Annotated in this window: 16 protein-coding genes; 3 read left to right on the top strand and 13 right to left on the bottom strand. The window is 38.0% G+C overall.

Translation table 11 applies throughout. From position 1 onward, the window contains the following. From BLS33_RS12625 to BLS33_RS12615, 3 genes are all read right to left on the bottom strand, one after another. On the bottom strand, positions 1-441 hold the full coding sequence (locus tag BLS33_RS12625; RefSeq protein WP_089889465.1) for a deoxycytidylate deaminase: 441 nt from the start codon (positions 439-441) through the stop codon (positions 1-3). A gap of 93 nt (positions 442-534) precedes the next feature. Continuing rightward, positions 535-1,116 (bottom strand): HupE/UreJ family protein, encoded by a 582-nt coding sequence (locus BLS33_RS12620; RefSeq protein WP_089889461.1) that lies wholly within the window; start codon positions 1,114-1,116, stop codon positions 535-537. A gap of 238 nt (positions 1,117-1,354) precedes the next feature. Then, complete coding sequence (locus tag BLS33_RS12615; protein WP_089889778.1) at positions 1,355-2,089, bottom strand: tellurite resistance TerB family protein; 735 nt, start codon at positions 2,087-2,089, stop codon at positions 1,355-1,357. Between the two features lie 342 nt (positions 2,090-2,431). Between BLS33_RS12615 and BLS33_RS12610 the strand changes: the two genes are divergently transcribed. The 3 genes from BLS33_RS12610 (at position 2,432) to BLS33_RS12600 (ending at position 4,429) form a co-directional block, all read left to right on the top strand. Continuing rightward, complete coding sequence (locus BLS33_RS12610) at positions 2,432-2,842, top strand: BrxA/BrxB family bacilliredoxin (RefSeq protein WP_089889458.1); 411 nt, start codon at positions 2,432-2,434, stop codon at positions 2,840-2,842. A 184-nt stretch (positions 2,843-3,026) separates the two neighbouring features. Then, entirely contained in the window at positions 3,027-3,761 is a 735-nt protein-coding gene (locus BLS33_RS12605; protein WP_089889455.1) for a lysophospholipid acyltransferase family protein, read from the top strand. Beyond that, a complete protein-coding gene (locus BLS33_RS12600; RefSeq protein WP_089889452.1) occupies positions 3,758-4,429 on the top strand; it encodes an HD domain-containing protein in 672 nt (223 codons plus the stop codon). The genes BLS33_RS12605 and BLS33_RS12600 overlap by 4 nt, the downstream gene beginning before the upstream one ends. A 173-nt stretch (positions 4,430-4,602) precedes the next feature. Here the strand turns inward: BLS33_RS12600 and BLS33_RS12595 are convergent, their stop codons facing one another. The 10 genes from BLS33_RS12595 to BLS33_RS12550 all read right to left on the bottom strand — a co-directional run bounded on the left by BLS33_RS12595 (position 4,603) and on the right by BLS33_RS12550 (position 14,399). Then, complete coding sequence (locus tag BLS33_RS12595) at positions 4,603-5,169, bottom strand: porin family protein (RefSeq protein WP_089889775.1); 567 nt, start codon at positions 5,167-5,169, stop codon at positions 4,603-4,605. Between the two features lie 131 nt (positions 5,170-5,300). Next, entirely contained in the window at positions 5,301-6,554 is a 1,254-nt protein-coding gene (locus BLS33_RS12590) for an RNA polymerase sigma factor (protein WP_089889448.1), read from the bottom strand. Between the two features lie 60 nt (positions 6,555-6,614). Continuing rightward, positions 6,615-6,962, bottom strand: a complete 348-nt coding sequence (locus BLS33_RS12585) for a YciI family protein (protein ID WP_089889446.1) — start codon at positions 6,960-6,962, stop codon at positions 6,615-6,617. 79 nt (positions 6,963-7,041) lie between these two features. Continuing rightward, positions 7,042-8,115, bottom strand: coding sequence for a PA0069 family radical SAM protein (locus BLS33_RS12580; protein ID WP_089889443.1), 1,074 nt, complete (start codon positions 8,113-8,115; stop codon positions 7,042-7,044). Between the two features lie 126 nt (positions 8,116-8,241). Further along, on the bottom strand, positions 8,242-9,792 hold the full coding sequence (locus tag BLS33_RS12575) for a hypothetical protein (protein WP_245731430.1): 1,551 nt from the start codon (positions 9,790-9,792) through the stop codon (positions 8,242-8,244). Between the two features lie 21 nt (positions 9,793-9,813). After that, positions 9,814-10,596: an enoyl-CoA hydratase/isomerase family protein gene (locus tag BLS33_RS12570; RefSeq protein WP_089889439.1), complete on the bottom strand. Its 783-nt coding sequence runs from the start codon at positions 10,594-10,596 to the stop codon at positions 9,814-9,816. A gap of 19 nt (positions 10,597-10,615) precedes the next feature. After that, positions 10,616-12,040, bottom strand: a complete 1,425-nt coding sequence (locus tag BLS33_RS12565; protein WP_089889435.1) for a sensor histidine kinase — start codon at positions 12,038-12,040, stop codon at positions 10,616-10,618. A gap of 249 nt (positions 12,041-12,289) precedes the next feature. Continuing rightward, positions 12,290-12,841 carry a CopD family protein gene (locus BLS33_RS12560; protein WP_089889432.1) on the bottom strand — a complete coding sequence of 184 codons (552 nt, stop codon included), beginning with the start codon at positions 12,839-12,841 and terminating at the stop codon, positions 12,290-12,292. 130 nt (positions 12,842-12,971) lie between these two features. Next, positions 12,972-13,607 (bottom strand): response regulator transcription factor, encoded by a 636-nt coding sequence (locus BLS33_RS12555; RefSeq protein WP_089889429.1) that lies wholly within the window; start codon positions 13,605-13,607, stop codon positions 12,972-12,974. A gap of 27 nt (positions 13,608-13,634) precedes the next feature. Further along, positions 13,635-14,399, bottom strand: a complete 765-nt coding sequence (locus BLS33_RS12550; protein WP_089889426.1) for a sensor histidine kinase — start codon at positions 14,397-14,399, stop codon at positions 13,635-13,637. Positions 14,400-15,087 lie beyond the last annotated feature (688 nt).

The following is a 15,087-nucleotide window of genomic DNA, read 5'->3' as shown; positions in this document are numbered from 1 at the left end:
TTAGACTACGGTTTCCGTAATCACAGGTAAATGTACCAACTCAACCCCGGCCTTACTAAGAAATTGTAATCCTGAATCATCTTTGTACGCTTTTTGATACACTACACGTTTTATGCCAGACTGGTGAATTAATTTACTGCACTCACGACAAGGTGATAAGGTAATGTATAAGGTAGCTTCTTCGCATGACTGTGTAGAGGATGCTACTTTGCTTATAGCGTTCGCTTCGGCATGCAGTACATACCATTTGGTATATCCCTCTTCATCTTCACAAACATTCTCGAAACCTGTGGGCGTACCATTATATCCATCGGATATAATCATACGATCTTTTACAATAATAGCCCCTACCTGTTTACGTCTACAATAAGACAATTTGCCCCATTCTTCCGCCATTCGCAAATAGGCTCTATCGTATTTTTCCTGTTTGATTTTTTTCATGTAAGAGGCAACAACTTAAAATGTACTGAAGTACTAAGATACCGGCTTTGTAAAATACCCACAATTTTACACGGTTAATTTTTAACTAAAATACTACCAGGGAAACGCAGTAATGAGCATAGGTATTGTAATAATTGCGACTAAAATCGATGCCACTTTGACAAATCTGGTATTATCTATCCTAAAAACATCTTGAACGATGTAAGCGATTAATAAAACCATAAGTATGATTAAAACCTGGGAAAATTCAATCCCCAACGCAAAACCAAAGAGGGGCATTAATTTTTGCTCTTCTCCTGCCATGAGCATGTTGAAATAATTGGAAAACCCAAAACCATGAATCAACCCGAAAAAAGCGGTAACCAATATGTGCAAGTATAACCCTAAAGACGTTGAACCATTTATGCTGAATTTATTGAAAAGTACAGTCAAAATAATGGTCACGGGAATTAAGAATTCAATAAGACCCACATCGACCCTAAGAACATCATACACCGACAACAATAGCGAACCGCAATGGGCCACCGTAAAAACGGTTGCTAATAAAACTACTTTTTTCCACTCTTTGAAAGTAAACGGTATGGCAAGAGCCGTCAAAAACAGAATGTGATCATAGGCTCCAAAATCTAGTACATGTTCAAGACCGAGTTTTATGTAGAACCATGTATCATTCATAAAAAAAAATTAACCAAACGCAAACATACAATAATTCTTAATAATGCCCCGAATTTACATTTATCGATACATCGTTTCAGACGCAACCCTAGGGTCTTCAAAGGACCAGAATTTATCTTTTATAGCCCTACCTAAGCAGTTTTACGGGAGCCTTTTCCAATTCATTTTGAATTTGGCTTTATCGCCAATATCAGGTTCTTAGAGCCGTACCAATATTCTGATAAAATTTAAGGGTACCTTAGCTGATTCCACGCTCTTTTTGAATGGTTTCGTAAGCCAACTGCACCTCTTTGAACTTCTCTTCAGCGCCCTTTTTAATGGCTTCATTTTCAGTGTTTACCCTATCAGGATGATACTTTTTAGCCATAGTGCGGTACGCCTTTTTCACCTCATCATTGGATGCGGATTTTTCAATCTCCAAAATCTTATAGGCATTATCGGCAGATTTGATAAACATTGCCATTATACTTTCAAAATCGCGTAGCGACACACGCAAGTATCCCGCAATTTCCCGAATTTTAACTACCTCAGGCTTACTTACCGAACCGTCGGCCTGAGCAATACCGAACAAGAAATGCAATAATTGCAATCGTACCTCGTAACGAGTCCGTTGGTTTAAAAAAGTGCAGATCCGTTGTGCCGAAATTTCATGCTTTTTATTGATTTCATTGAAGGTTCGAAATATGGCATTGGCCTTATCTTTACCATACGTTCCCACGAAATATTGACGTACATAGTCCATCTCACGTTGACTGACCTGTCCGTCAGCCTTGATTACGATAGAACAGAGTGAGAGTAAATTTAGTTCAAAATCGGCTGGTGATACGCTTTGCCGAGTCATATCGCTGAATACGGTTTTCGCACGACCGTCGCCGCGAAGGTTGTCAATAAAACTCCCTACCAAAAACCCCAGGATTGCGCCGGGAAAGCGAAAGAGATAATAGCCTAAGATGGCAGCAAACCATTTAATCATAAATTGTTTAATTTTCGGCAAAGATATGATTTTGCAGGAGAAGAAGAATATGCCGACTAAGTCAAAGAAAAACATGTCACCTTAATTTCGCATTACCCTAAATATATCTATAGTAAAAACACCACTAAAGAGCTCAGTGACAGGTTTAAAATTAAAACCATGCCGATATATTTTAAACCTAAAACCTAGTTATCCTCAACCTCAACACGTCCTTTAAGCATTTCTGATCAAGATATTCAACTTCTAAAAAGGTAGTTTTTAATGAAAAGTTAAGGTCTATATACTTAATGCGACAGATGTAGTATCTTTGACATCCCACAAAACAATTTAAATAAAAAGATTATGTATCCCGAAGAATTAGTAAAACCGATGCGAAATGACTTGGCTTCTGCCGGGTTTGAAGAATTATATACGGCTGAAGCAGTCGAAAAAGCAATTAATAAAGAGGGCACAACGCTTGTTGTGGTAAATTCAGTTTGTGGTTGTGCCGCGGCCAATGCAAGACCTGCAGCAAAACTTAGTCTTCATAATGATAAAAAGCCAGATCATGCCGTAACCGTTTTTGCGGGTGTAGATACCGAAGCTGTCAATGCTGCCCGTAATCTTATGGTTCCGTTTCCTCCATCATCACCGAGTATGGCGTTGTTCAAAAACGGCGAATTGGTACATATGATCGAACGTCACCATATTGAAGGGCGTCCGGCAGAACTTATTGCTGAAAATTTGATTGAGGCTTATAACGAGTTCTGTTAATATACCTTGCAAAAAATGTATCTTTAAAAGTGCCTGTCTAAAAGACTTTAAAACATATTTACAAAGAAGAAATAAATCTGTAAGTTTTTGAAAATCAGAATACAGATTACTTCATTTCTATCTCCTAGGATTTGTAATTACGTATAGGTTAGGCTTTTTAGACAGGCTCTTGTATTTTTGTGCTATGCAAAAATTACTCGCATATCCTTTGTCGGTCATTTTTATATTTTTCTTTGCACTGACACTATTGGTCTTTCACCCCGTTCAGTGGTGCTGCCATCGATTTTTTGGATACGAAGCACACAAAAGAAGTGTTAGTCTTATGAATTTGTGCTTGATGCGTTGCACACATATTTTGGGTACCACCTATTCTTTCTCCAATCCATATAGTATTCCCACTGATCGACCTTTGATTATTGTACCAAACCATCAAAGCATGCACGACATTTCTCCCATCAGTTGGTTTATGCGAAAAAACCATCCAAAATTTGTGAGCAAAATAGAGTTGGGGAGGGGGATTCCCAGTGTTTCCTATAACCTTCGGCATGGGGGCTCTGCTCTTATCGATAGAAATGACAGTAAGCAAGCATTACGGGAAATTGCCAAATTGGGGAAATACATCAACGAACATAACCGAAGCGCTGTAATTTTTCCCGAAGGTACTCGAAGTCGTGATGGGCATCCTAAAAAATTTCAACCCACAGGCTTGAAACTATTATTAAAAAATGCGCCCACAGCCTTATTGGTGCCGATTAGTATTAACAATTCATGGAAAATGATGAAATATGGTAAATTTCCGTATGGACTCGGGAATCACATCACTTTTCAAGTACACCAACCCATCGAAAACAATGGGGATTTTGATGAATTAATAAGCGACGTGGAGGAAAAAGTAATTTCAGGAATTCACAATACATGAACAATACCGAAATTGTCGAACAAACTATTGCCTTTGTAAAAGAAACCTTGCAAGGTGCGGAAGGGGGGCATGATTGGTTTCATATTCAGCGGGTATTCAACAATACCTTGCTTATCGCCAAAGAAGAAAAAGTAGATGTGCTGACTGTTAGTTTGTCGGCCCTATTACACGATATCGCCGATGCTAAATTCCATGACGGCGATGACACCGTTGGCCCCAAGCTTGCCCTAGTGTTTTTAAGCAACCTGGGTGTGGGGAAAAATACGATACAGCATGTCGTTAAAATTATAGAAAACATCTCATTTAAGAATAGTTTGGAACGGCCAGATTGTATTCAATTCAGTTCCTTAGAACTACAGGTAGTTCAAGATGCTGATCGTTTAGATGCCATGGGGGCTATCGGCATTGCTCGCGCATTTAATTATGGAGGTTTTAAAAACAGGCAACTTTACAACCCAAGTATTGCCCCAAAATTAAACCAGACAAAAGAAGCTTATAAAAACTCAAACGCTCCTACCATCAATCATTTTTACGAAAAGCTTCTACTCTTAAAGGATAAAATGAATACCGCAACCGGCAAAAAATTAGCTGAAGCGCGCCATCAGTTCATGTTAGATTATCTAGAGCAGTTTTATAAAGAATGGAACCCGTTGGGGATAAAAGGGTAAAATTTGACTTTTACCAGTAGGAAGCTATCAAGGTGAATTGTCTAATATCACCTGAAAAAAAACTATAGAGACCAACTTTAAGCGTCTCATCGAAGTCATTATAAACTCAATATCAGCTTTAAATTGGCCTCTATAAACCTTATTTTGAAAGGTCTTATATGAATAAGCACTGTCTAAAAAGAATATCCATCAAAAATTTGAAACACATTGTTTTGATTGCTCCCGTCGATATTCGAGTCGTTGTTGATATTCAATATTCCCTTGTTATAGCGCAAGCCAAAGAAAATATTGTCGTTTAAGCGATAAGAAGCACCAATTGCAAAAGCAACATCCAATTTTGAAAAACGACTGTCTTCCGCTTCCTCGTTTGTTGAAATCAAATAACCTACCATGGGTCCGGCTTCGGCACTCAACCCTTTAATGATATGATATTTGCCTAGAATCGGTAAATTGATATAGTCCAATTTTAGATTACCATCCGACGAATTATAATTCCATTTGCTACCTTGTGAGGAATATAGCAGTTCGGGCTGAATCGAGAATTTCTCGGAAATGGGAACTTCGGCCACACCTCCCAAATGGAAGGCAACTTTAGAGCCAAAACCTCCAAGTCCGACGTAAGAATTGCCGCCTATTGAAGCTATATTGATCCCTCCCTTTACTCCAAAATTAAAATCTTGTGCTTGAGCGATACCAAGCATCAAAAAGAATGCTACTACTAAAAATAATGATTTTCTCATGGTCATAAGTTTATAATTTACATTTACGACCATTGGTTCCACGAAAATCAAAAAGTAAACATCTTCAACCCACTTATTTGATAATTATGGAATGAAGAAAGAAATCGAAAAGGAAGTAGAATATGCACTGTTTATGAATTTAGTGCTTTCAGTTTTTTGGATAGGTGAACCTTTTCCATAGTATTGGTTGTTAAAGCAATGGCTTTTTTAAGTGCTGACTTAGCATCTTCATAACGGTTTAATTCGGATAAAACTGCGGCCTTAAGCGCATAAAAAAGGACATCGTTTAAAAAATAAGGACTCTTTTCGAAATCATGAAGTTCCCGTAGCGCTTTTTCCGCCCCGTATACTTTGTGGTAGGGCACTATTCTGTTCAATTGTACAATGGGTGAGTACTGTTTTGACAGCTGAAGCTCATACAATCGCAGAATACTTTTCCATTCGGTTTGATCAAAATTCTTGGCGGTACTGTGGTAATACGAAATTGCTGCCTGTAAATGGTAACTCGAAGGATTCGTATCTACCGCGGCATTTTCTAAATGGTGTATTCCGATTTTGATCAATTCCCAATTGTATAAACTCCTGTCTTGATGTTCTAAATCTACCATATCACCATTTTGATCCACCCTAGCCTCGAACCTGGCCGCATGAAAACACATAAGGGCTAACAATGCATGTACTTCCGGTTGACTAGCGTATTTATTTTTCGATAGTAGCACTGCCAAACGAATTGCTTCGAGGCAGATATCCTTTTTTATAAGCTTCTCGCCAAAACTTGTGGAATATCCTTCAGAAAAAAGTAAATAGATAATTTTCAATACAATCGCCAACCTTGAACTCAACCCCATTTCCAATGGAACATCCAGTGTCTTCACATGATGTTTCAATCGATTTTTAGCTCTTGTAAATGATTTCGCAATAGATTCTTCCTTTTTCAAAAGAGCCTTGGCAATCTCTTTATTACCAAAACCACCAATCAATTTTAAACTGAGTACTATCTGATATTCTTGCGATAAGGAAGGGTGACAACAGGCAAAAATCATTTTCAACTGACTATCATTGATAGTATCGTTCAAATTCACCTCTTCTTGCTCAGACCGATCTACATTAAAAATAGAATTGACATCGCCATGAAACATTTTCTTATCTCTTCGAAGCGTATCTATCAGGTTGTTATTGGCGACACGTAACAACCACGAAGTGGTATTTTTTGGAGGTGTTTCATAAGCCCAAACCTGCATTGCCTTAACCAAAGAATCTTGCACAGCATCTTCAATTTTTTCTAAATGTGCCGGGCCAAATTTGTGCACCAAGAAAGAAACTATCCTACCATACCCATGCCGAAAGGCATGTTCGACGAGATATTTATTTTTTGCTTCCTTCATAATATAAAAATAAAAAGCCCGACACAATTACCGGGCTCTCAACAAAGAATTTCTTTTGAACTACATGTTCATTGACATAATCTCTCTAACCTCAACATTTCCATCGTGTTCAAAAATAGGGCAGCCCTTTGAAATTTCAACTGCACCTTTTTGGTCATTGGCCGATACAATGAGGTATCCGCCAACAACCTCAGCACCCTCTGCAAAAGGGCCATCGGTAATCACCTCTCCTGATTTATGCACTACATTGCCGCTCTTGGCCAAGGGCAGACCGTCAACCAGTTGTCCTTTCTCTTTTAGACCACCCATCCAAGCGCCCCATTTTTGCATATGTGCTTGCATTTCTTCTGGTGTTTGTTCGGTCCAAGTTGCGTCTCCTCCTCTAAATAAAAATAGAAAATTGCTCATGATTTTAAAATTTTTAATTGTTTTTATATCCTAAAGACGATTATGGAGGATGTTATTGGACAATTTTCATTGCTAATTTTTAAAATAATTTCATTTGACCATTTCTATATTGTTCAAAAAGCTCCATATTCAACTTCGGGAGCGATTTATCTTTAAAATAAGTGTGACGAGCAATGCGTACCAAATCATGTATTTGGGTAGCTATTTTCCCTTCACCCCTACTTCTAATTCCGAATCGACTGTCGTTCAAGGTTCCCCCATGGCATTCCTGTATTTGGTGCAAAACCTTTTCAGCCCTATCGGGAAGCGTTTTTTTAATCCAATCTGTAAAAATCTGGCCTATGGCCCCATTCAACCTTACAACCGTGAATGCGAAGGAACTTGCTCCGTTTTCGGAAACCGCCTTCGCCAAATTTATAATCTCATGGCTATTTATGCCGGGAATAATGGGAGCTAGCATGGCATTGACGGGAACATTATTATCGGAGAGTACCCGAATAGTCTCAAGACGTTTTGTAATCGTGGTCGTTCGGGGTTCCAAGATGCGTCGCGTTTCTTCTGAGAGTGAAGTAACTGATACGTTTACGGCTATCAGATTATCCTTGGCAAGCTCCTTAAGAATATCGAGGTCGCGTAAAATTAAAGCGTTTTTAGTGATTATACCAACTGGATGTCGATATTTTAGAAACACTTTCAAACATTCTCGAGTTATTTTAAATTTCTTTTCCGCGGGCTGGTAACAATCGGTGTTTCCCGAGAGTACGATAGTGGTAGCCTTCCAATTCTTACTTCTTAATTTTTTTTCAAGGAGTTCGGGAGCATCTTTTTTCAATAATATCTTCCGTTCAAAATCTAGTCCGGCACTGTAGCCCCAAAATTCATGGGCGTTTCGTGCGTAGCAATAGATGCAACCGTGCTCACAACCTTGATAAGGGTTCATAGAATACATCATTCCTACATCAGGGCTCGTGACTTTGTTCACAATGGTCTTCGGAAAAATCGGAATATACTGGGTTTTGTTATTATCGGAATCTTCACCCTCAATTCGGCAAAACTCCAAGAAATCATCTCGGGTTTCATAGCTAAATTCCGAAAATTTATTGGTTGTATTCTGTTGTGCTCCGCGACCCTTTAGATAATTTTCTGTGCTCAATTTATGGATTTATTCCAAATTTATGGAATTTATCCATATCTCTACTGTTAAATAACAGCAATACTTCTTCTCTATGCCGATATGACGATATTGGGCGAAAATTATTTTAAAGTAGGAATTGATGCGTTACAAGACCACTTTGACTAGTTGCTTTTTACTACCACGTTTGGCGTAAAATAGTAAATCATTAGTGGGTGCTATCAAAGGTTTGGAGACCATTAAAGGGAGCCTAGCCTCTTTATCATCAATTAGTTTTTCATAACTGATATGCCCTTGTGGATCCAACTGAATAGTAAAAACATTGCGATTTCGACTAAGACCTTGCTTGAAAAGTAGTCTTTCACCCGGTAATATTTGTGGGTTTTCGGCGGAGGTGCTTATGAAGAAATAGGTACTGCCATCTTTGGTACACGAACTATAGGATGCATAAGCCCCATCACCTTGTGTGACCTCTGCTTTGTTGATATTCCGGATCCAAATGACATCGCCATTGGCGTTCAATTTAGCACTTACGATGTCGTTATGATGGTACCGTTGTACCTTTACCCTACCACCGCTTGAGTTTGCTTGAACACTTGAGGTAACAAAATACTCCTCCGCATTAAACAAAAGGTCGCCTTCAGTAGTGACACTTGCGTTTTTAAATACAAGATTTTTAATTTCTTTATCTTCTTCGCGCCCGAACTTGTCCATCATGAACTGTTCGGAAAAAGGATTATATTTTTTCGAGCGTATAGCCAAGCTATTTGGGTCTAACTTAAAATATGAAAGTCCATTATAGCGGTTGTCTTTTCTATCTGCATAAAAACCAACACAATACATGTCATTTTCATGAATAATAGGCTTTAGGCCCTCCGAAAATTTACCGGTATCATCAAATGTTTGTATTTGGCCCCCTTTCTGTGAAATTTTAATAAGTTCATACTGAAATTTACGTTCTTGGGCATTAAATCTCTTTTTCTTAAAATAGGCTTTACCAACGATGTAAGCCGTTTTTAAGTTTTTAGAAACTGCTACACTCTCGAAAGCATAATTTTTTTCTTCCACCTCTGCTGAAAAGTCATGTTCCACTAACTTTCTCAAGCTCGTGTCGAACATATAAATAAAATGATTGTTATTCTTTCCTTTTTTAAAATGTGTACTAATTACAAAAGCCGTTTTCTCTTCATCAAAAAGTACAGAAGTAGTAAAACCTGATGTGAAATTTCGGTTATAATAGTTTTTATCCAAAGGATTTTTCACTTCTTTGGAAGGAATGGAAAGCAAGGTTTCCTCCGTAAAGTTCATCTCAGTAATCGGACTCCGATGTACGACATACTCATATGATCGACTATCATAGTTATAGTCTAAAAATAAAAGATATACTTGACCGTTTCTAACGTAGCCTTCCACAAAATTGGAATTCTTTAGTTTATAGTTGTACTCAGAAATAAGCGCTAAATCTTTATCGTAATGTTCAATGAAATAGCCTTTGGGTTTAAGTATTACACCCGTATAATAAGCTCGAACCAGTACCGAGCCCCCATTATCGTCATTGGAAATGGATAAAAGATTGGAAAATTTATACCTATCCTTATATTTTTCTCCAAAAGTATAATCAACAGCTATATTCTGTGCGTTGGAAGCCCCTAAACACAATACAAAAAAAAGCATTGGAAGACTTTTTCTTAGGCTCATAAGTAGGTATTTGATGATTTGCTATTTCCCTGGAAATTCGGCCTTTCTTTTCTCTAAAAAGGCTGAAGTGCCCTCTATAAAATCATCGGTTCCAAAACTGGCTCCAAAAGCCTCAATCTCAGTAGCAAATCCGTTTTTGTTATTCATAAAACCCGCATTTACGGCTTTTATTGCATTGGAAATGGCAACAGGAGAATTATTCGATATCTTACCCGCCAGCTTTTCACAAAAAGGAATCAGCTCTTCTTGAGTTACTACATGATTCACCAAACCATAATTCAAGGCCATGTCGGAAGAAATCATACTTGCGGTCATAATGAGTTCCATTGCCCTGCCCTTACCTATTAATTGGGGAAGGCGCTGTGTTCCTCCATAACCCGGAATTACACCTAAGGAAACTTCAGGTAATCCCATTTTGGCATTGTCACTCGCTACCCTAAAATGACAGGCCATGGCCAGTTCGAGACCACCACCCAAAGCAAACCCATTAACCGCTGCTATCACGGGTGTCGATAAGTTCTCTACAAAATCAAAAAGTAGCTTTTGACCTTGGGCCGCCAATTTGCCCCCTTCCTTCACCGAAAAATCGGCAAACTCTGAAATATCAGCTCCTGCAACAAAAGCCTTTTCACCACTACCCGTTAAAATAATGACCTTTATTTCGCTATCCTTTTCAAGGACTTTGAAAGCTTCATGTAGTTCTTGAATCATTTCCTTATTAAGCGCATTCAATTTTTTTGGTCGGTCAATAGTTACCTTAGCAATGGCAGCCTTTTTTGAGACGATCAGCGTGTTATATGACATAATCAGGTAATTTTTAAAATTATACTATTTGGAGTGGTTTTGCTTTTGGGAGTTTAACGGTGAACACAGTGCCCTTGCCCGGTTTAGAGGTAAACTCGATGCTTCCTTTATAGGTTTCAACAATATTTTTAACCATGCCAAGCCCTAGGCCCATTCCACTTGATTTAGTGGTAAATTTAGGTTCAAAAATTTTGCCACTAAAGTCATCGGCAATGCCTACGCCATTATCAGCCACACATAATTTAAGATAGTTTTCTTCGGAGGTTACGGAAACCAAAATACTAGGGGCCTCCACCTCTGGTACAGCTTGTATCGCATTCTTGACCAGATTGGTCACCACCCGAATCAATTGGGTACGGTCCATTTTAGCCACAATTTCATCCTCATCCGCTATAAAATGAATATAGTTCTCATTAAAGATGTCAAGAGCCAATTTTACTATTTCGACAACATTAAGAGTTTCATTCTGCTGAGCCGGCATTTGCGCAAAGTTGGAAAAGGCGGAAGCAATGCTACTCATGGTATCAATCTGTTGTATCAAGGTCTTGGAATATTCACCTACCTTTTTCTCTATATCCGGATCTTTCGGATCGAACTTACGCTCAAAACTTTGCACACTCAACCGCATCGGGGTCAAAGGATTCTTGATTTCATGCGCCACTTGTTTGGCCATCTCGCGCCATGCCTGTTCCCTCTCGCTACGGGCCAATTTCACGGCACTTTGTTCCAATTCATCAATCATGGCATTGTAGGAAGTCACCAATTTCTCGATTTCTTCACTGGGTTCTTCAATAAATATCTTCTGGTTTTGTTTGGTCAGATTGGTCTTCTCCAGCATATCAGAAACGGTCTCCAAAGAACGCGTAATATATTTCGAAATAAAATATGCCAAGCCTATGGCAATGAATAACATAAACAAGAAAGCACCTCCCAAACGCATTAACAGCTCCCGCAATTCCATATCATAAAAGGAATTGTCTTCATAATAAGGCATATTTAAAATACCGATTGGTTTAAATCTTCCGTCGTTGATATAAGTATAAGAAGCCAAGTAGTTATCTCCCGCAGCCGAGTTCTCTTCTACGTATCGTTTAGTTACACTTGCCTCTAATGAGTTCATCACTTTTGCATCAAGACATGCAGGAACCGATTCATTATCAAATTTAGGTCGGGAACTCTTGATTAGTTGTCCTTCAAGATCATAGATATTGAAGTTCTTATTATGAACATCTGCGATAACATAAATCTCTTCGCTAAATATCAGACCGAGGTTTTCAGTCGTAACCGGATAGGTAGTCTCATGCAGGGTATAGTTCAAGCTTTGCTTGATTTGTTGCTCTTTTCGTTCCAAGCGATTTTCGTGATAATCTTGCAACTGCTCACGATATTGATAAACCGTTATAGCTGAAATTAATATCCAAGCAATGACCACCAACAAAATCATGGCAAAGAATATACGGTAACGGAGCGATAGCTTTCGGAGCAAGAGTCTGGCTTTTAGATTCAAAGGTAGCAAATATCACACCATTATTTCATGCACAATTTGCCTCTACGTTCAGCAGTAACATTGTATCAAAACAGTAACGTGAATTTAAGCAACAAGGTATTGTGGTGTAGTAATAAAACAATGCTTTCAGTACAAACAATGGCAGAAAACTGCATCACCATATCGTACTTCAAATTTTCTTAGGTATTATGCTTCATTATTCTTGTCTCGAACTCGTTTATACAGACGGATACCCAGCATCAACAATAATCCTAAAACCGCAATACCAACTACACCGAAAAGCCAACTAAAGGCACTTTTTAGAATGACCAGAAAAATCACAGCAAACAATATCACAGTCGCCCCTTCATTCCAAATGCGCATGAAGCGGGAGGTATACTTTATTTCATTACGCTGTAATTGTTTAAAGATTTGATGTGTTTTCAAATGATATAAAATCAAAAGGAGGACAAAGGCCAATTTAACGTGCATCCAAGATTGTTGTAGCCATTCGGGCATTAATACCAATAACCAAATCGCGAAGAAAATAGCCAATATGGCAGAAGGCCATGTAATGATGTTCCAGAGACGCCTTGCCATTAACTGCAATTGCTTTGACAATATCTCTTTTTCGGGAGCGGGTTTTGCAGAGGCCTCAATATGGTAAATAAACAGCCGTGGAATATAGAAAAGTCCCGCAAACCAGGTAATCACAAAAATAAGATGTAGCGCCTTGATATATTGATAGTATTCTCCCATTCCCTATTTCCTACAGAAAGTTTTCCAATAGCGAGGCTACATTTTTTAATTCGGGCCTTGTTTTGGAGCCCCAAAAGTAAAAATAAAATTGTTGTCGAAGCCTTGCATTACGACAAATATATAAGTGTGTCTAGGGTGTGAAAATCTTATTGCGGATAGCATAAAGAACCAGTCCTATTCTATTTTTTATATGAAGTTTTTCATGAAGTGCATCGCGATATCCCTCGATGGTCTTAGGGCTCAAACACATTTCATCGGCAATTTCCTTATAGGTTTTTTCAGTACAGGCCAATCGTAAAAACTCCACTTCACGGTCTTTCAATTGAACTTCAGTCAACTTTTTATCTAAAGTACCGACCAGTATTTTCGTGACGGTATTGGTGTGATAATAGCCTTTATCAGCTATCTGTAAAAGTGCCTCTTCAAGAATTTCTCTTTTTGTATCTTTCATTAAATAACCCCTGGCCCCGGCCCTGAGCATATTTAATATGGTCTCTTCGTTTTCTTCAATGGAAAGCGCCAAAACTTTTACATCAGGATATTTGCTCTTTAAAATTTCAGTAGTTTCGATACCGTTGAGAATGGGCATGTTAATGTCCATCAGAACGATATCAGGTATATTCTTAGGGCTCTCGAATTTATCCAATAATTCTTTGCCGTTTTTACATATATATAATGCATTGAACCGGCTAAAGCTCTGAACAAGGCCACTTATTGCCTGCGATAATAAAATATGATCATCGACTATTACGACGGAATAGGTCATAGTTATCTTATAATATCAATAGTTATCTTAATCTACAAAATTATAAACCAATGTGAGTTGGGTGCCTTTATTTTTTTCAGCTGTAATTTTCAAGTCTGCATTCACCAGTTTCGCCCTATTTTTCATGTTCTTCATGCCGATACCTGAAACTTTTTCGTCGATTTGTTCAAATCCGATTCCGTTATCGGCCGCCCTTATTGAAAGGTAAGCTCCGTGATATTGGATCTCTACAATCAAAATCGAGGCTTTGGAGTGTTTAATCGTATTCGAAAAGAACTCTTGTAATATTCTGAAAATTATAATTTCTTCTTTGGGGTTCAAAGTTCTGGGTTCACCTTCAACTTTTAAAAGGGCTTCTAAGACCTGTAATCGATTAAAGCGCTCGATCTCGAGTTGCACAGCTTCTTCCAAAGTCAAGCTTTTTAATGCTTCTGGATTGATCAACTTTGACAGCACACGTAATTCTTGAAGGGCCATGCCAATCGTATCGGAGGCCTCCTTGATACTGTCTGAACGATGTTCCTCCATTTGCACCTGAATCTTTGCCAAGGTCATCAACTGGCCAATATTGTCGTGCAACTCCCAACTAATATTGCGCAAGGTTTCTTCCCGAATCTCAATCTGTGTCTCTGATAGTTCTTTCTCAAAAGCTTCCTTTGTTTTAGCTTGTTGTAGCAAAAGCTTGTTTTTACGCTGTAGAAAAACGATAAAGAGCACAATTACCGTCAGTGCCAAACAAATGGCTATTACCGAAAAGATAATTAGAAACGATTGTACTTCTCCTTCGTCCATAGAAAACCGATTATATAACAACCATACAAAATAACATTTAATGTGATAAGAATTAAATAATAACTGTCACCTTTTAAATTTAGATGGTGTGAAAGTAACATAAAAGGCACCATGCCTATGTTGAATAATAATAAGCCTGTAGAGATCCAAAAACTTAATTTATACTTTACCTCTAGAATCTCGTCACTATGCAGCAGTTGCCAAAAGTGGAAAATGGTACAAATCAATGTAAGCAATGCCCCTACAACAAAGGTATATTGGTGATACTCAAACCAACTTTGAAAAAAGAGATTATAAAGTGCTACCCCCAAGAAGAGCACACTAAAAATTAAGATTATGTTCTTAATGGATTTGTTTTGTATTATGGTATAATACCAATAATAATAGAATAGAAAACTAATCAAAATATAAAAGTTATAGTACCCGATAGTTTTCCATTCAAATACATAGCGCATTATCGCACCAATAATTTCAAATATTAGTGTAAACCATAGAAAATATAGAAAATACTTCTCTTTAGAAGCTACATATTTCTTAAATAGGACTGTGGCAATCATAGCCGTTACCAACTCTAGAAATGTAATTAAAAACAAATGGTTTATTGACATATGAACTACGCATTAGAAATGTTGTCCCTTTTTCAAAATAGCACTTCGGTTATCGTGGCACTTAAATAAATTAACACGCA

Origin of the sequence: Kriegella aquimaris, assembly GCF_900103215.1 — a bacterium.
Classification (GTDB): Bacteria; Bacteroidota; Bacteroidia; order Flavobacteriales; family Flavobacteriaceae; genus Kriegella; species Kriegella aquimaris.
This window is presented reverse-complemented; position numbering and strand designations above follow the sequence as displayed.